We start from the raw sequence: 17,421 nt of genomic DNA, 5'->3' as shown, positions 1-17,421 counted from the left end.
CCCGCTCATATGCCCAACAACTCGTTAAGCACCGGCATTTTTGCCTGCAGCTGCGACGCGGCGAAGTTTTCCACGATCTGGCCATGCTCCACTACGTAAAACCGGTCCGCCAGAGGTGCGGCGAAGCGGAAATTCTGTTCCACCATGACGATGGTGTAGCCCTTGTCCTTGAGCGAGCGGATCATGCGTGCAAGCGCTTGCACGATCACCGGCGCCAGGCCTTCGGATATTTCGTCCAGCAATAGCAAGCGAGCGCCGGTGCGCAGTATCCGCGCCACCGCCAGCATCTGCTGCTCGCCGCCGGACAGGCGCGTACCCTGGCTCGACCTGCGCTCGGCAAGGTTGGGGAACATGTCATAGATCTCTTCGATCGACATGCCCTTGTCGGTTTTCGACACCTGCGGCGGCAACAATAAATTCTCTTCGGCCGACAAGGACGAGAAAATGCCGCGCTCCTCCGGGCAGTAGCCGATTCCGAGATGGGCAATCCGGTATGTCGGCAAGTTGATGGCCTCGACCCCGTTGACCTTGATCGACCCCTTGCGGGCGCCCGTCAGTCCCATGATTGCCCGCAAGGTGGTGGTGCGCCCTGCGCCATTGCGGCCCAGCAGCGTCACGACTTCACCCTTGTTCACTGAAAAGTTCAGGTCATGGAGGATGTGCGACTCGCCATACCAGGCGTGCAGGTTGGAGATTTCCAGCGCTTTTTCCATCGTCTTCTCTTTATCGACAACCGGACTATCGTGTTCCCGAACCGCACTCATCCGTGCGCACCTTCAAGTTCACCGGACGTGGTTCCCATATACGCTTCCATCACCTGGGCATCGCGCGAAACTTGTTCGTAAGTGCCTTCGGCCAGCACCGCTCCGCGCTGCAAGACCGTGATCTTGTCGCAGATGCCGGCAACCACATTCATGTTGTGTTCGACCATCAGGATGGTGCGGCCAGCCGACACTTTCTTGATCAGGGCGGTGACGCGGTGCACGTCTTCATGTCCCATGCCCTGGGTCGGCTCGTCGAGCAGCATCAGCTCGGGATCCATCGCCATGGTGGTCGCGATTTCCAGCGCCCTTTTGCGACCGTACGGAAGATCGACGGTCATTGTGTCGGCCAGTCCCTCGAGATCGACTTCGGAAAGCAGTGCCATCGCCCGGTCGTTCAACTGCGATAAAGTGCGTTCGCTGCGCCAGAAATGGAACGATGTGCCGAGCCCGCGCTGCAGGCCCACGCGCACGTTCTCGAGTACGGTCAGGTGCGGGAAGACGGCTGAAATCTGGAAGGACCGGATGATCCCCTGGCGCGCGATCTGGGCGGGCGCGGCCGATGTGATATCGCGGTTATTGAACAGGATGGTGCCGGTAGTCGGTACCAGGAATTTTGTCAGCAGGTTGAAACAGGTGGTCTTGCCGGCGCCGTTCGGACCAATCAAGGCGTGGATGTGCCCGCGCTGCACCTGCAGGTTGACATCATTCACCGCAGTGAAGCCCTTGAACACCTTGGTGAGATTGCGCGTCTCAAGAATGACATCCGCCATCTTGTCTCCGGTTTATTATGTTTTTTTCATTTTCACGCATCGTACACACACCGCAATTGCCATGGCAATACGGTACAACTACCGTGTGCCAGGCAGCTGTGGGTGTCAAACCACTATTGGAGCATCATACATGCGCCAACTAGGCGGTTCCAATAAAAAAACAGGGAGACGCGGGGACTTCAGCGGCTGCGGGAAGTACGTATCCGGGCCGCTATTTTTTCGGCGATCATCAAGGTCGGAGAATTGCAATTGCCAGAAGTAATGAAGGGCATCACCGAGGCGTCCACGACCCGCAGCGCAGCAACGCCCCTGACCCGCAATTCGCTGTCGACGACTGCCATCGCATCATCGGACGAACCCATCCGGCAAGTACCCACCGGATGGAAGATCGTGGTGCTGATATCGCCGGCGGCTTGCGCAAGCTCCTGGTCAGTCTGGAATTGCGGTCCTGGCTTGAATTCTTCCGGCGCGTACCTTTGCAGCGCGGGCGCTGCCGCAATCCGTCGCGTCAGCCGCAGCGAGTCGGCAGCCACCTTGCGGTCTTCTGCCGTGCTGAGGTAGTTCGGTGTGATTTTTGGTGCGGCAAACGCATCGCCACTGGCGATACGCACATGTCCGCGTGCTGTCGGTCGCAGGTTGCACACACTGGCAGTAAACGCGGGGAAACCGTGCAGGGGTTCGCCGAAGCGCTCCAGCGACAATGGCTGCACATGGTACTGGACATTCGGTGTTTCCTGCGCCGGGTCCGAACGCGTAAACGCCCCAAGCTGGGACGGCGCCATGGACATCGGTCCGCTTCGGTTGAGCGCGTATTCAAGGCCGATCCGCAGCTTGCCATGCCAGCTGTTGGCCAGCGTATTCAAGGTCTTGACGCCGCGCACCTTGAATGCCATCCGGATCTGCAAGTGATCCTGCAAATTCTCGCCAACACCCGGAACATCGGCCACCGGCTTGATCCCGTGTTGCTGCAACAACGGCGCCGGGCCAATTCCCGACAACTGCAAGATCTGCGGTGAACCAATAGCGCCAGCACACAATAATGTTTCGTGTGCAGCTTCGGCAAACCATTCCTGGTTGTTGCCGGTAAATTCGACTCCCACGCAGCGCTGTCCCGATGGCGAGTCCGCCAGTCGCAGCCGCTTGACGTGACAGCCGGTCATGATTTCCAGGTTACCGCGGCGTACCGACGTCCGCAGGAAGGCCTTGGCGGTATTCCAGCGGATCCCCTTTTTCTGATTGACGTCGAAATAGCCGCAGCCTTCATTGTCGCCGCGGTTGAAATCGTCAGTCGGCGGAATGCCCACCTGCTGGGCTGCCTGCTGGAAGGAGTCCAGGATGTCCCAACGCAAGCGCTGGCGTTCGACACGCCATTCGCCGCCGGCGCCGTGGAATTCATCGGCGCCACCATGAAAGTCTTCCGTCTTCTTGAAAACCGGCAGCACGTTCTCCCAGCGCCAGCTCGGGTCACCGGTCAATGCGGACCAGCGATCGTAATCGTGCTGCTGGCCGCGCATGTAGATCATGCCGTTGATCGACGAACATCCACCCAGCACCTTGCCGCGCGGATAAACCAGGCTGCGGCCGTTCAGGCCGGCATCCTGCTCGGTCCGGTACAGCCAGTCGGTGCGCGGATTGTCGATGCAATACAAATAGCCCACCGGAATGTGGATCCATATGTAGTCATCCTTGCGGCCGGCTTCAATCAGCAAAACCGACGCACCGCGATCCTGTGACAAGCGGTTGGCCAGCAAGCATCCGGCAGTGCCGGCACCAATGATGATGTAGTCATACTTGCCGGCGTTTTCCACTGTGCGTCCTTACTTCGCCACGGGCATCGTGAACTCGGCGCCCTTGACGATGGTTTCTGGCCAGCGCTGCATGATGGATTTGTAGCGCGTATAGAAGCGAATGCCCTCTTCGCCGTAAATATTATGGTCGCCAAACAAGGAACGCTTCCAGCCGCCGAAAGAATGCCAGGCCATCGGCACCGGAATCGGCACGTTGACGCGGACCATGCCGACTTCGATGCGACGCGAGAATTCGCGCGCAGTATTTCCGTCAGAGGTGAACAACGCAACGCCATTACCGAACTCGTTGGCATTGATCAGCTCAATTGCCGCACCAAGGTCCGGCACCCGAACCACGCACAACACCGGTCCGAAGATCTCTTCCTGATAAATTTTCGTATCGGTCTTCACATGATCAAACAGCGTGCCACCGACGAAAAAGCCGCCTTCGAAACCTGGTACTTTCAGACCGCGTCCATCGACCAGCAGCTTGGCGCCGGAACGTACGCCGTCTTCGATGTATCCCTCTACCTTGGCCTTGTGCGCTGCGGTGACCAATGGACCCATTTCGGCCTCATTGTCCATGCCATTGCGTATCTTCAGTGCTTTCACCCTTGGTATCAGTGCTTCGACCAATTTGTCAGCAATATCGCCAACCGCCACCGCTACCGAAATTGCCATGCAGCGTTCGCCGGCGGAACCGTAAGCAGCACCAATGATGGCGTCGACCGATTGTTCCAGGTTTGCATCTGGCATGACGACCATGTGGTTCTTTGCACCGCCCAGCGCCTGAACACGTAAGGGGTAAGCGCCCTTGCGACGGGTGCCCTCCGTGTAGATATATTCCGCGATCGGTGTGGATCCAACGAACGACACTGCATTCACATCAGGGTGATGCAGCAGCGCGTCAACCGCGACCTTGTCGCCCTGGACGACGTTGAACACGCCGTCGGGCAGGCCGGCTTTGCTGAACATCTCGGCCATCATGATCGACGGCGTAGGGTCGCGCTCGGATGGCTTCAGCACAAAAGCGTTACCGGTCGCAATTGCAACCGGCGCCATCCACAAGGGCACCATGACCGGGAAATTGAACGGCGTAATACCTGCGGTGACGCCCAATGGCTGCCGCATGTTCCAGTTATCGATGCCGCCACCGATATTGTCGGTGAACTGGGTCTTGAGCAACTGCGGTATGCCGCAAGCGAACTCGACAATCTCAATACCGCGTGTGACTTCGCCGCGGGCATCCGAGAAAACCTTGCCATGTTCGCGGGTGATTGCCGCGGCCAGATCATCCTGATTCTGCTCCAGCAATTCCTTGAACTTGCTGATGATGCGGGCGCGCTTGAGCGGCGCTGTTTCACCCCAGGAGACGGACGCAGCTTTGGCGGAAGCGACTGCCGCATTGACTTCGTCAACGCTGGCCAGTGCGACTTGTGCGGAAACAGCACCAGTGGCTGGATTAAAAACGTCCTGCTGACGACCGCTGGATGATGCAGCAATGCGTCCATTAATGAAATGATCAATCCGACCGGTTGGCGCGCTCATAAGGTTTCCTTTGGTTATATTTGAGATCAGACAGAGCTTATAGCGAGAATGCCTCGCCAAGCCAATGAGTTATGATCAAGATTGATATAAAAAATACTTATGGAGGAATGGTGGAATTCTCCCAGATTCGCGCTTTTGTCACCGTCGCCCAGGAAGGAAACCTGACGCGCGCCGCAGAAAAACTTCACCTTACCCAGCCCGCTGTCAGTTTGCAGATCAAGTCCTTGCAACACGCACTGGATCTCAAACTGTTCTCGCGAACGCCGTCCGGCATGGCGCTTTCAACCGACGGAGCTCGCTTGCTACCCCTGGCAGAAAGGGTACTGGCAAGCATCAACGACTTGCGCCAAGCCGCAGTGGCGCTGCACTCCACGGTGTCAGGCAACCTGGCAATCGGCACCATCCTCGACCCTGAATTTACCCGGCTTGGGGCGTTCCTTAAACTGTTGGTCGAGACATTTCCCCAATTATCGACCGAGTTGCAGCATGGCATGTCCGGCTGGGTATTGCAGCAAATACGTGCTGGCCGGCTCGATGTCGGCTACAGCCTGGGCATACCCGGCAAAGAATTCCATCACGAGATACTGACTTCATTCAACTACTCCGTACTTGCTCCGCGCGGCTGGCGATCGCGGGTGATTGGTCGGGATTGGCCGGAACTGGCACGGCTTCCATGGGTATGGACCCCACCCGAATCGGCCCACAACCGGATGCTGAGCAAGGTCTTCGCGCAATACAAGGTCAGTCCGAACAAGGTTGCGCTGGTCGACCAGGAGCCATCGATGCTGGATCTGGTGAAATCCGGTGTCGGGTTGTCTTTGGTAAGGGAGTCAACCGCGTTGAAGGAAGCTCATGTGCACGGATTGGTGATCGCTGATCGGGTCAGCCTGGTGACCGAATTGACTTTCATTTGCCTGGCGCGGCGACGCAACGAGCCAGCAATTGCCGCTGTGTTTCCCTTGTTAAAAACGATCTGGGGCAGCTAAGCCCGTCATGTGGACAACTGCTCGGACAAGTCTGCTGCACAATGTGGATAACAGGCACTGCCAGCATGACGTCAATTTTTATACCCGAATCCCCCGGCTTGGCTACAACACTTGTGCGGCTGGTTATGCGCTCGCCAAGCTCTTGAAAACAAGGTGGAAAATCGGTTTATCCCCACAAAGCCCGATCCTTATTATTACTACTAGTTTTATATAAAGCTTTTTAGTACAAGACAAACCCATTTCAAACGTCCCGGAATCCATGCAAACCAGGCAAAGACGGATCGGTATCATCAGCGCGGTACATCAGGAGCAAGCCGGACTGATCGAGCACATGGAGCAGGCCAATACCGTGCATTGCGCGATGCGGGACTATGTAACTGGCCGTTTGTGGAACCAGGAAGTTGTCTGCGTGTTGTCGCGGATGGGAAAAGTCGCAGCTGCCACGACGACGGCAACCCTGATAGAACGCTTCCAGGTCACCGAGGTGCTATTTACCGGCGTGGCTGGTGGGGCAGGTGAGCACGTCCGCGTTGGCGACCTTGTAGTGGCGGAACAGTTGATCCAGCATGATATGGATTGCCGGCCGCTTTTCCCCCGTTTCGAAGTACCACTCACCCGACTGGATCGCTTTTCGACAGACCAGCAACTGACGAATCAACTGGTACATGCCTGTTCGTCATTCTTAAGCCATGACCTGGAGACTGCGCTGACTCAGGAGGACCGCGGCCTTTTCCAGCTGCATGCGCCCCAGGTCCACCGTGGCCTGATCGGCAGCGGCGACGAGTTCATCCACCATGCCGAACGCCTTGGGCAGTTGCGCAGCATGTTGCCCGGTTTGCTTGCCGTGGAAATGGAAGGCGCAGCAGTCGCTCAGGTTTGCTTTGAGTTTGGCATCCCGTTTGCGATCGTGCGCACTATCTCGGATAGCGCAGATGCCGGATCTGCGATCGACTTCATGCGATTTATAGACAAAGTCGCTTCCCAGTACGCTTTCCATCTGATCCGACGCTTTTGTGAACATCGGACGGGGCTGGATACGGGTGTTGGTTAACCAAGTCAGAGATTCATAGTAGTAGTAATAGATAAGGGATGGCAACTTCTGTGGACAAGCCACTATTTAGTAATCGAATCAAGACCCTGCGATCCGTATAAGGATAATCAGAACACCTGTATTCGCGCCGCGACATATCTGGACAAAAAATTGGCGAGTCTGTTAGCGGCTCTTATCCGCAATCGATCCCATGTTTGTCCACTGGATTATCCACAGCCATCTGTTAATCTTCACCACCTTCCTGGATAAGGATCCATGGCTGAAAAAAACAAGCGCAGCTTGCTTTGTCAGACTGCTCATTGACTATGGCATTGCCCAACGATCGTCCACTGCTCCCACTGGTTCTCGCCCTGGGAATCGCGCAAATCATTTCCTGGGGTAGTTTGTACTACACCGTGGCTGTACTGGCCGAAGCCATGCAGCGTGGCCTTGGCGTCTCGTCCTCGATGTTATTTGGCGCTTTCACGTTCAGCTTGCTGATGTCTGGACTTGTCGCACCAACGGTCGGTCGCTTGATTGATGAATGGGGCGGGCGCCGCATCCTTTGCGCAGGCTCAATTATCGGGTGTCTGGCTTTGTTGTTGGTGGCCGCAGCACAGGGACCCGTTACCTTGCTGATAGGCTCGGCAGCGTGTGGCATTGCCATGTCAGTTTGCTTGTACGAAGCAACGTTCATCACACTGAACCAGGTCGCGGGCAGCCGTTATCGTACGGCGGTCACGGCAGTCACACTGCTTGGCGGACTTGCCAGTACCGCGTTTTGGCCACTGTCGCATTGGTTGCTCGAACTGGCAGGATGGCGATGGACGATGTTGCTGTACGCCGGCCTGCAGCTTGGCGTGTGCCTGCCCTTGCACGCCTTGATCTTGCCAGCGCGACCCAGGATAGCCTTATCTCGGCCAGGCACCATCGTCAAACCCGTCGAAAATTTTTTCCCTGCCCGTGGCAGCCGCTACAATTATCTTGCAACGGGATTTGCAGTCGGTTCATTCGTACTGTCGGCACTGTCGATCCACATCATCGGATTGCTCAAGGATTCAGGCATGACGACCAGCGAGGCAGTGCTGGTTGCTGCCGTAATGGGCCCAGTGCAGGTATTGGTACGATTGATTGAGTTCGCATTTGCCCGCCATATCGGTCCGGTCGGCGTTGGCGCGGCATCGTTCCTGCTGATGGCGATGGCAACCATAGCGCTTTACTTTGTAGACGGGTACTCGCCATTGGCCTTCATTGCGGTGGCGATTTACGGTTGCAGCAATGGCATCATGACAATCGTTCGCGGCACTGTTCCGGCTGTCTTGTTCGGACAAGAGGGCTACGGCACCCTGTTGGGACGTCTCGCGCGGCCCGCTTTCGTGGCACGGGCCCTGGCGCCGTTCGCATTTTCGGCCGTGCTGACGCTGGGACTCATGCGAGGAGACGCGATCCTGCTGCTGACGGGCTGCAGTATAGTTGCGGGCGTCGCCTACCTGCGCGCAACCATGGCGCGACGAGTGACGTCGGATTAGGAGTCCGGACGGCCGAATTCTATTTCTGCGGCCATCACCCCGCTCTTCATTTCCATCATCTGCCGGCGCACCCACTGGTGCGCCGGATTGCGGGTGTCGCGTTCGTGCCAGAGCATGTCTACATGTACAGAGGGCAATTCAAGCGGCAATTCTTTTGCAACAAGTTCGCGGGTCATTCCGGTGGCTGCAATCAAGTGCCGTGGCAACACCGTTATCAGGTCTGAATTGGCCACTACCCGACCAGCGGTGAAATACTGGTTTACCGTCAGCAGGATTTTTCTTTCCCTGCCCATTTGAGCCAGCAGATCATCGATTACTGCATAGGCGCGACCGGAGAAACTGACCAGCAAGTGATTGGCTGCGCAGTATGTGTCCAGGCTCAGGTTGCCACGCGCCAGCGGATGGTCTTTGCGCATTACGCACAGGTAATGGCCGGAATAGACACGCTCATGCCGAATTGCCTTTTCGGGAGCGCTTGCCAGTTGCGACACCACGCCCGGGAAAAACCCGATCGCCAAGTCGATATCGCCATGCGCAAGCAAGGGGCGCGGATCACGCGTGAGCAAGGGTGTCATCCGGATCTTGATGGCGGCACCCTGCTCTTCGATTGCCCGTACCAGGCCGGGAAGGCCGAGGGCGGCTGTTGCGTCAGACATCGACAAGCGAAATGTCGCTTGTGCAGTACGGATATCGAAGTCACCCGGTTCAAGCACATCTTCAAGCGCCGATAAGGCTTTTCTTACTGTCGGCCACAAGGTTTCTGCATGCGGCGTAGGCTTGACGCCATGGGCTGTACGTATCAACAGCTCATCGCCCAGTGCATCGCGTAGCCTGCGCAACGCATTCGACACGGCCGGCTGGGTCATGGCCAGCCTGTCAGCGGCGCGGGTCAGGTTCTGTTCGATCATGATCGCGTCGAAAACCCGCAACAAATTGAGGTCAAGAGTCAGGAAGCTCATGAGAGGCGACGCTCCAGGGTGATATTCAGCATGGGCATAGCTGGTATGACATATTCTGATTGGATTTATATCTTATCCGTTCATATACTGCAATGCAACATAGGACAAACGGAGCTTGAAATGAATTTTCTGACAATTGGCATACCCTTCGAAGCTGCAGTGCCGATGGCAAATTCGATTATCGGCGCAGCAAGCAGTGCATCGCGCCCCCTGATTGGCTTGGGTGTCTTCGCGACTTTACTGGTCCTGTTCAAGCCTTTGCTTACCAGCCTTTTGCATGCCGTATTGCGCACATTTGCACCGAGCAAATCGACCGAGGAACAGCGCTCGAAAGTTCGCATGGACGATTTCATGGCGATCAAGCGCTTCGCGCGCAGTGTGCAAGATCAACATCCGTCGCTCGCGGCCGAACTGCGTTTCATCGCTTCACGCGACTGAAAAAAGCAAACCACGCAGACTGTTTTGGTTAGGAAAAGTACTAATTCATTAATAGTTATTCTGGTTAATTATGCAACGTTTATAGTGGCGTTGCGTTAGATGTTTTCACGGATGTCTCCTCCTCCCCAACGGGTAGGTTGTGGCCTCGCCAGCAAATACTGGCGAGGCTTTTTTTTGTCCGCCCATCAACCGGGGTGTAAAGAGCAAAGGTGGCGTTCCTTACGCCGGCCGAAATCCCACGATACGGCAAACAGGCCAACACTGAACGCGGCGATCACGGCGCCAGTTCCAATCCAGTCGATCAACCAGGCGGCCAACGCGACGCCGACAGATTGTCCGAGGAAAAAACTGGAAGCAAAGCTGCTGACAGCAGCGCCTCGTCGTTCAGGGGCCATCTGGGTTGCATTGATTTGAAGTGTATTGTGGATCATGTAATAACCCAGGCCGGTAATGAAGCAGCCGGGTAGCGCCCAGACCCATGAAGGAGCGATGCCTATGCATAGCAACGCGGCACAAGCCAGGCCGCCGCCCCAGCGCGCCAATCCGATTTCGCCGAGCCGACGCACCAGCGGAGCGGAAAACATCGCAAATGACAGGCCACCAAGGCCGAAAAGCATCAGCAAGGAGCCGGCCATTGTCAGTGACAGGCCGAAGGTATGGTGCAAGTGGGAGGTAATGAAGGCAAATGCACCAAACACAAACAAGCCTTCCAGGAAAACCGTGAGCAGCACGACCCGAGCCCAGGGCACTGCCAGCACATGTCTGAATTCCGATAGCATCCGCCCGATCACCCAGCCATCACTGGCGAGCAAGGAACGCGTCTGTCGTGCCGAATCGGGCAGCTTTCTGTTGAGCCAGAACAACGTTGCACTGGCGATCGCGAACAAGGCGGCAATGATGAAGAACGGCGGACGCCATCCGAAGTGGTCGGCCGCCAATCCGCCGATCAATACCCCGCTCGACACACCAAGGATTTGCCCGGCCAGGAAGCGCGCCAGCACCGGTTGCCGCTGCTCGTAGGGAACAACGTCCCCTATCCACGCCATTGCCAGCGGAATTACGGCGGCTGCGCATGCACCGGCCAACAGGCGGGCCATGACCAGCATGGGGAACGTTGGTGCCAGAGCGCACATCAGAGCGCTCAGGACGCTGGCTGCACAGACCATCGCAATCACCAGGTATTTGCCGAAACGGTCGCCCAACGGGCCGAACAACACCTGCGCCAGGCCGTAGGCAATCGCGAACGCGGTGATCGTGTAGGAGGCCGTGCCGAGCGATATCTGGAAATCCGAAACCAGTCGTGGCAGCAGCGAGTCCGACACCCTGAGCGATGCGCCACTGGCAAATGAGGCCAGCGACAGGCAAAGGATGGCGTTGCGAATGGTGCAGGCCACGGCCGGGCCGGCGGTGTCGGTGAGGCTATCGGTGGGGGGAGTCGGCTGCGCGGAACTCATGGAGATGCCTGCTGGAACAGTCGCTATTCTAGCGCCTGCCCATATTTCCCACTTGCCATTAACCGCCAGTTTCGCTGGTCCGGACCGAAAAGCCTTGTGAACTATCGTTCGGCCAGCAAGCGCGCGGCCTGTGCCGCGACCAGCGGACTCAAGGCCACGCCCATTCCATTGCAGCCAAACCCCGCGACTACTCGTTCACTGGTGCGCTCTACCCTTGGCTGCTTGTTTTGCGTGAAGCCCATCAGGCCTGCCCAGCGCGACGCGATTTGAAACTTGCGCCCCGGCAGGATGGTCTCGGCCAGCAGCTTTTCCAGCGCTTGCTGGATCGGTGCGCTCAGCGCGATGTCAGTAGTCGTTTCGGTGGTCGGGTCAAGATTGCGCCCACCGCCCAACAGCACCCTGTTGCCAACATTGCGGAAATAAAAATACCCGCGGTCGATGTGGAAGCAGCCGCGAAACGGCAGGTCGGCCAAGGGCTCGGTCACCAGCACCTGGCCGCGTCCGGGCACGATTGGCAATGACGGCAACAGCGCCGGAATCAGCGCGTTGGTGCAAACCGCAACCCGCTCTGCCCAAAAGCGCGCACCGCCCGACAGCACGAGGTTGACCCCTTCGGCGTCCTCCTCTAGTCGTTCAACCTGCGCACCGGTGATGATGTCGATATTCTGGCGCCGCGCAAGTCCTTGCAAGGCTTGCATGGTCTTGCCCGAGTGAAGCTGGCCTTCCATTGAATTGCTCACCAGCGCCAGCACATCGGGTCCAAAGCCGGCGGCTGCAGGCCCGTCCGGGCGCACGGAAAAAACAAGCTTGCCAAAAAGTGGCAGCAGCAGTTCGTTGACCTCGCCTAACCGGGCCAGCGCCGATTGTTCTGTAAAACGGATCAGCTCGTGCCCGCCAAAGCCTTCATAGCCAATCGTTTGGTCCCCCAGCGTGTTGCGAAGCAAGGCCAGGCCGCGCCAACGCTGCTCGATCAGGTCCAGCGTCGCCACGACACCAGCGGTGTCAATGTCAGCCAGGATTTCAGTCAAGCTGCCAAAGCACGCAAAGCCGGCGTTGCGGGTGGACGCGCCGGCTGGCAGGATGCCGCGCTCAAACACCACAATCCGCGCTGCCGGCAGGCGCTTGCGCAAGGCCAGCGCCGTCTGCAAGCCGACCAGGCCGGCGCCAATGACCACGCAGTACGCGCGTGTCATGCTGTCCTGTTCCCAATAGCTGACTTGCATCTTCAAGGCGCCTTCGGTGCCGCTGCTGTCTTGTCTTTGTCTGTGGGCATGTCCAGGTGGGCGGAACATGCCGCCGATAAGTGCTGCTCGGACCGCTGGCTCAATCCACCCTGGCGCGATCGCGTCATGCGCAGTGTATCGGGCAGCAGGTAATCGCCGGCCGGATTCGCCAGCCGCTGCCATTGCAGCTCGCCATCGGCCAATAGCAGCGTAACCGCAATCCGCACGGATGGCGACTTGCGCACGCTCTCCACGGTACCAGTGGCCTTGCCATCCTCCAGTATGGCCAAAAGCGAGGGGATGCCACCCTCGTCCAGCTGCCGAGCTCCGGCCGTAGCGTAGAGATGCGAGCCGCACAAGCGCCTGCCCTTTTGCAGCAGATGCAGCGAGAAGCTGGAACAGCGGGCAGCGTTGGCCGGACCCGGCTGCGGGCAAATCCATCCGACCCAGGAGCCGCTCAATGACTCGCCAGCAGCGATTGCCGCCTGACCGATGGTAATGGCAGGCAATAACATGATGAGTGCAGTCAGGCGCATGGATTGGGGTCTGGGCAGTGGTGCTCGTGATCATAGGGCATGAATGGGCATCCTCTGCGAAGCAGCAGCGGATGCGATGATCGGCTCGATAGCGGACAGCTTTTCATGCCTGCCCTCACTGTGCAGCAGCGGACGCCGGACGACTTGAGCTTTTGCAATATCCGTAAAAGCAGGCGCGAGGGTTGCAGGTCTCGAAGGCATTACAACTGTCGTAAGCTCTCGAAGCGCCGCAAGACCTGGCTTACCGGGTCAACAAAAGATAATGAGCGGGCCAATAGCTTGAGCGGTTGGTCGAAGTTTTCGCCGCCGACCGGGTGCACGACCGGGTAGAGCAGGTCGTTCAGGATGGGCACGCCCAGTCCGAGCATGTGCACGCGCAGCTGATGCGTCTTTCCGGTCAAAGGGCGCAGTTCGTAGCGCCAGGCGGATGTCCCTTTTTCCAGTACCGTGATGTCGGTATGGGCATTGGGTTCGCCAGGGCTTTCCGTCATCGTGAAGAATCGGTCACCGGTAACGATCCGGCTGCGTCTTGTCAGCGGGAACAACAGATCATGGCCGGGCGGCGCCAGCGCCTCATACACCTTGTCGACAGCGCGTTCGCGGAACAGGGCCTGGTACCGGTCCCGTGTTGCGGGGGCGAGCGAGAAGACGACCACGCCGGCGGTTTCGCGATCGATCCGGTGAATCGGCACCATGGTTTCGCAGCCGGTTCTTTTTTTCAGTCTGACCAGCAGTGTTTCATGCAGGAAGCGGCCAGAAGGCGTCACCGGCAGGAAATGGGGCTTGTCGGCAACCAGCAGGTGCTCGTCCTGGTACAGGATTGTTTCGTGAAACGGAATCGGTGGTTCCTGGGCAATTTCACGGTAATAGAAAACTTGTGTGCCCGGACAATAGCCGGAATCCGGATGGAGCAGCCCGCCGTCAGCATTCCTGACATCGCCGGCGGCCAACCGCGCCTGCCACTGCTCTTTGCCGACGGCAGGAAAACGTTCGACAAGAAACTCCAACAGCGATGGCCGCGCGCCTTGCGGCAGCCAAATATAACTTGGCGCCACACCGTCACGCATTCGCAGCGGAATCCTGGCTGGGATCATGCCGCTACCCAGCCCTGTGCGCGCGGCGGGAAGTGCCGCCTTTCACAAAAGGCAAATCCTGAATATCCGACCGGCGTCATCTTGCCCTGCCTATGGGAAAGCCGCATCATAACAGTGCTGCAAATGCGACCAATCAGGGCAAGATATACGAGCTGGCGGCAACGTCAATAAATGACAACCGAGCGGATCGATTCGCCGCGGTTCATCAGGTCGAATCCCTCGTTGATGCGTTCGAGCGGCATTGTGTGCGTAATCAGGTCGTCGATATTGAGTTTGCCATCCATGTACCAGTCGACGATTTTAGGTACGTCGGTCCGGCCGCGCGCACCGCCAAATGCGCTGCCCTTCCACACGCGGCCGGTGACCAGCTGGAATGGACGGGTGGCAATTTCCTGGCCGCCGGCCGCAACGCCGATGATGACGGACTGGCCCCAGCCTTTATGGCAGCATTCAAGTGCCTGGCGCATCGTCGTGGTGTTGCCGATGCATTCAAAACTGTAGTCGGCGCCGCCATCGGTCAAATCGACGATGGCTTCAACCACATTGGCCACGTCGAGCGGATTGACGAAATGCGTCATGCCGAACTTGCGCGCCATCTGTTCGCGGGCCGGGTTGATGTCCACGCCGATGATCTTGTCAGCGCCAACCATGCGCGCAGCCTGGACCACATTCAGTCCGATCCCGCCAAGCCCGAACACGACAACGTTCGCACCGGCCTCCACCTTGGCCGTATAGACCACCGCGCCCACGCCCGTGGTGACGCCACAACCGATATAGCAAACCTTGTCGAACGGCGCGTCTGGCCGGATTTTCGCAGCAGCAATCTCGGGCACGACAATGTAATTGGAGAACGTCGATGTGCCCATGTAATGGAACAGCGGCTGGCCGTCCAGCGAGAAGCGGCTGCTGCCGTCTGGCATCAGGCCGCGACCCTGCGTGGAGCGGATGGCCTGGCACAGGTTGGTTTTTCGCGACAGGCAAAATTTGCACTGCCGGCATTCGGGCGTGTAGAGCGGGATCACATGGTCGCCCTTGCGCAGCGATTTCACGTCCGGTCCGACGTCGACCACGATGCCGGCACCTTCGTGGCCAAGTATTGCCGGGAAGATGCCTTCCGGATCCGCGCCCGAGAGCGTGAATTGATCGGTGTGGCAGATGCCGGTGGCTTTTATTTCGATCAAGACTTCGCCGGCGCGCGGGCCATCGAGATCTACCTGTGCAATGGATAACGGCTCGCCGGCTTTCCAAGCGATTGCTGCCCTGGTTTTCATGCTCTCTCCCTGGTCTGGAATTCCGTAATTGGATTTTGAATGGTCAACAATGAATAATGCAAGGCGATTCCCGAAATGCCGCGCCCGGCGCGCAACTGGCAATCAGGCCGCTCTCAGCGCCGTCGCCGCTTGGTCCAGTGGTAATCCGGTGACGGATCGGCAGCGCCGGCAGGTCCCACGGACTGCGGGTTTTCCGAGCACATGGTAACAAAGCCGACCGGCTCGCCCAGGCGCTGCCTGCTGCGCAGCGATTCCATGAAGTCCAGCGCGTCCTTCATCCGGTCGCCGCCGAAGCTTCTTGCCGATGGCGCACCCAAGTCCGTCAGGCTGCTTGCCGGCGCTACCGGCTCGATCCAATAAACGACATACATCGCGACCCCCTGCCCATGAACCAGACCAGATTTTGAACTTCGCCGTTCCCGCCAAAATGGGCGACACGAAAAAAATGCGGCGGACCCAAGTCCGCCGCATTGCATTACTTATTGCTACCCGCAAGCCGGCTGATCTACTTGTACAACACCGATGGCAGCCACAGGCCGATTCCAGGGAATGCGTACAGCAGACCCATCGCCACGACCTGTATTCCCATGAAAGGCAGCATGCCCAGGAAAATCTGGTTCAGCGTCACATGCGGCGGTGAGACGCCTTTCAGGTAGAACGCAGCCATTGCCACCGGTGGCGACAGGAAGGCGGTCTGCAGATTGAGCGCGACCAGCAGGCCGAAGAACAGCGGATCAATGTTGAAATGGGCCAGCAAGGGAATGAAGATCGGCATGAAAATCACGATGATCTCGGTCCATTCCAGCGGCCAGCCAAGCAGGAAAATAATGACCTGGGCCAGGAGCAGGAACTGGATGGGCGTCAGGTCCATCGACAATACCCACTGGTTGATGATTTCCTGTCCGCCGAGCAAGGCAAACGCCGCCGAGAAGATACTGGAGCCGACGAACAACCAGCAGACCATCGCGCTTGTTTTCGCAGTCAGGAATACCGATTCACGCAGGACCGGGTAGTTCAGGCGGCGATAGGCGGCAGCCAGCAGCAAGCCACCCATGGAGCCCATTGCCGCCGCTTCCCCGGGCGTTGCAAGGCCAAACACGATGGCGCCAAGGACGGCAATGATCAGGATTGCGAGCGGGAAAAACGACTCCAGCAGCATCTTGAAAATTTCCAGCCGTGTGAAGGTAAAGATCGCGTAGAACACGAGCAAGGCGGCCAGCCCTACGGCGAAGGCAATCCAGTATCCCTGCGGGGCGCTGATGCGCTCCGCGGTCAGGATGGGTTCCGCCGCTGCTGGGGAAACTGTGGGTGCGGCAGGGGCTTCCGGTGCGGCGGGCACGGCGGCGGCGCTGGCTGGCGGGCCTTCGGCGGGTGGCTCTTGCAGGCCGCCTGCTTGTGCCGGCTCTTGCAATCCACCCGCTTGTTCCGGTTCCGACAATCCGGATGATGGCTCTTCGATCGCATCGCGACCCTGGCTGGCCGAACCCATCTCGACCAGGCTGGCGGAGTCCGTTACTTCCGCTGCAGCAGTGACCATGTTGTAAGTAACTACCATCGCTGCGGCGAAAACAAGGGCGGGCAGCAAGGCAATCGCCAATTGTCCCCACAACGTGCGGGCGGGAGCACCCGGACCGCGCTTGCCCTTGATGGCGCCTAGCAGGCCGGCTACCGCATTGCGGCTGCCACCACCATCGACGATTGCCTGGGCGGCCGGCGGCAGCGGCACGTAACGATCCTCGGCCGACAGAGGTGGCGCGTAGGATGGCTTGATCTTGGCAAGGATGATGATGTAGACGATATACAGGCCAGCCAGCATCAGTCCGGGGAAGAATGCGCCGGCATACAGCTTGACGACCGATACCCCGGCTGTTGCACCGTACACGATCAGCATTACCGAAGGCGGGATCAGGATGCCGAGGCAACCGCCTGCGGTAATGGCGCCGGCCGCGAGCTTGACGTTATAGCCGGCCTTCAGCATGGCCGGCATCGCCAGCAATCCCATCAGCGTGACGACCGCGCCGACGATGCCGGT

At 58.4% G+C, this 17,421-nt stretch carries 16 protein-coding genes; 4 read left to right on the top strand and 12 right to left on the bottom strand.

What is annotated here, in order from left to right:
• Positions 1-5: 5 nt before the first annotated feature.
• The 4 genes from Q7T64_RS01760 to Q7T64_RS01745 form a co-directional block, all read right to left on the bottom strand.
• Positions 6-713: an ABC transporter ATP-binding protein gene (locus Q7T64_RS01760; RefSeq protein ID WP_304790209.1), complete on the bottom strand. Its 708-nt coding sequence runs from the start codon at positions 711-713 to the stop codon at positions 6-8.
• Between the two features lie 47 nt (positions 714-760).
• Positions 761-1,534 (bottom strand): ABC transporter ATP-binding protein, encoded by a 774-nt coding sequence (locus Q7T64_RS01755; RefSeq protein WP_304790160.1) that lies wholly within the window; start codon positions 1,532-1,534, stop codon positions 761-763.
• A gap of 179 nt (positions 1,535-1,713) precedes the next feature.
• Entirely contained in the window at positions 1,714-3,342 is a 1,629-nt protein-coding gene (locus Q7T64_RS01750; protein ID WP_304790157.1) for a GMC family oxidoreductase, read from the bottom strand.
• A gap of 9 nt (positions 3,343-3,351) precedes the next feature.
• On the bottom strand, positions 3,352-4,869 hold the full coding sequence (locus Q7T64_RS01745; RefSeq protein WP_304790154.1) for a CoA-acylating methylmalonate-semialdehyde dehydrogenase: 1,518 nt from the start codon (positions 4,867-4,869) through the stop codon (positions 3,352-3,354).
• Positions 4,870-4,979: 110 nt separating this feature from the next.
• Between Q7T64_RS01745 and Q7T64_RS01740 the strand changes: the two genes are divergently transcribed.
• The 3 genes from Q7T64_RS01740 (at position 4,980) to Q7T64_RS01730 (ending at position 8,414) form a co-directional block, all read left to right on the top strand.
• Positions 4,980-5,855, top strand: a complete 876-nt coding sequence (locus Q7T64_RS01740; RefSeq protein WP_304790151.1) for a LysR family transcriptional regulator — start codon at positions 4,980-4,982, stop codon at positions 5,853-5,855.
• 259 nt (positions 5,856-6,114) lie between these two features.
• Entirely contained in the window at positions 6,115-6,906 is a 792-nt protein-coding gene (locus Q7T64_RS01735) for a 5'-methylthioadenosine/adenosylhomocysteine nucleosidase (protein ID WP_304790148.1), read from the top strand.
• A gap of 305 nt (positions 6,907-7,211) precedes the next feature.
• Entirely contained in the window at positions 7,212-8,414 is a 1,203-nt protein-coding gene (locus Q7T64_RS01730) for an MFS transporter (protein WP_304790145.1), read from the top strand.
• Here Q7T64_RS01730 and Q7T64_RS01725 read toward each other — a convergent pair.
• On the bottom strand, positions 8,411-9,373 hold the full coding sequence (locus Q7T64_RS01725) for a LysR family transcriptional regulator (RefSeq protein WP_304790142.1): 963 nt from the start codon (positions 9,371-9,373) through the stop codon (positions 8,411-8,413). The two genes, Q7T64_RS01730 and Q7T64_RS01725, sit on opposite strands and share 4 nt — an antisense overlap.
• A 30-nt stretch (positions 9,374-9,403) precedes the next feature.
• Between Q7T64_RS01725 and Q7T64_RS01720 the strand changes: the two genes are divergently transcribed.
• The gene (locus Q7T64_RS01720) at positions 9,404-9,811 is read left to right on the top strand and encodes a hypothetical protein (RefSeq protein ID WP_304790137.1); all 408 of its coding nucleotides are present in this window, start codon (positions 9,404-9,406) and stop codon (positions 9,809-9,811) included.
• Positions 9,812-9,996: 185 nt separating this feature from the next.
• Here the strand turns inward: Q7T64_RS01720 and Q7T64_RS01715 are convergent, their stop codons facing one another.
• From Q7T64_RS01715 to Q7T64_RS01685, 7 genes are all read right to left on the bottom strand, one after another.
• Positions 9,997-11,265: an MFS transporter gene (locus tag Q7T64_RS01715; protein ID WP_304790134.1), complete on the bottom strand. Its 1,269-nt coding sequence runs from the start codon at positions 11,263-11,265 to the stop codon at positions 9,997-9,999.
• A 101-nt stretch (positions 11,266-11,366) separates the two neighbouring features.
• Complete coding sequence (locus Q7T64_RS01710) at positions 11,367-12,488, bottom strand: FAD-binding oxidoreductase (protein ID WP_304790131.1); 1,122 nt, start codon at positions 12,486-12,488, stop codon at positions 11,367-11,369.
• A gap of 2 nt (positions 12,489-12,490) precedes the next feature.
• Entirely contained in the window at positions 12,491-13,024 is a 534-nt protein-coding gene (locus tag Q7T64_RS01705) for a hypothetical protein (RefSeq protein WP_304790128.1), read from the bottom strand.
• A 200-nt stretch (positions 13,025-13,224) separates the two neighbouring features.
• On the bottom strand, positions 13,225-14,031 hold the full coding sequence (locus tag Q7T64_RS01700) for a pseudouridine synthase (RefSeq protein ID WP_370653237.1): 807 nt from the start codon (positions 14,029-14,031) through the stop codon (positions 13,225-13,227).
• A gap of 251 nt (positions 14,032-14,282) precedes the next feature.
• Positions 14,283-15,389 (bottom strand): S-(hydroxymethyl)glutathione dehydrogenase/class III alcohol dehydrogenase, encoded by a 1,107-nt coding sequence (locus Q7T64_RS01695; RefSeq protein WP_304790120.1) that lies wholly within the window; start codon positions 15,387-15,389, stop codon positions 14,283-14,285.
• A gap of 113 nt (positions 15,390-15,502) precedes the next feature.
• The gene (locus Q7T64_RS01690) at positions 15,503-15,760 is read right to left on the bottom strand and encodes a hypothetical protein (RefSeq protein WP_304790117.1); all 258 of its coding nucleotides are present in this window, start codon (positions 15,758-15,760) and stop codon (positions 15,503-15,505) included.
• 134 nt (positions 15,761-15,894) lie between these two features.
• A partial coding sequence (locus Q7T64_RS01685; RefSeq protein WP_304790113.1) for a TRAP transporter large permease subunit occupies positions 15,895-17,421 on the bottom strand: 1,527 nt, incomplete at its 5' end.

The sequence above is a fragment of the Lacisediminimonas sp. genome, from assembly GCF_030645335.1.
In the GTDB taxonomy this organism is placed as follows: domain Bacteria; phylum Pseudomonadota; class Gammaproteobacteria; order Burkholderiales; family Burkholderiaceae_D; genus Lacisediminimonas.
The sequence above is the reverse complement of the archived record's forward strand: the minus strand, read 5'-3'. Positions and strand labels throughout refer to the sequence as shown.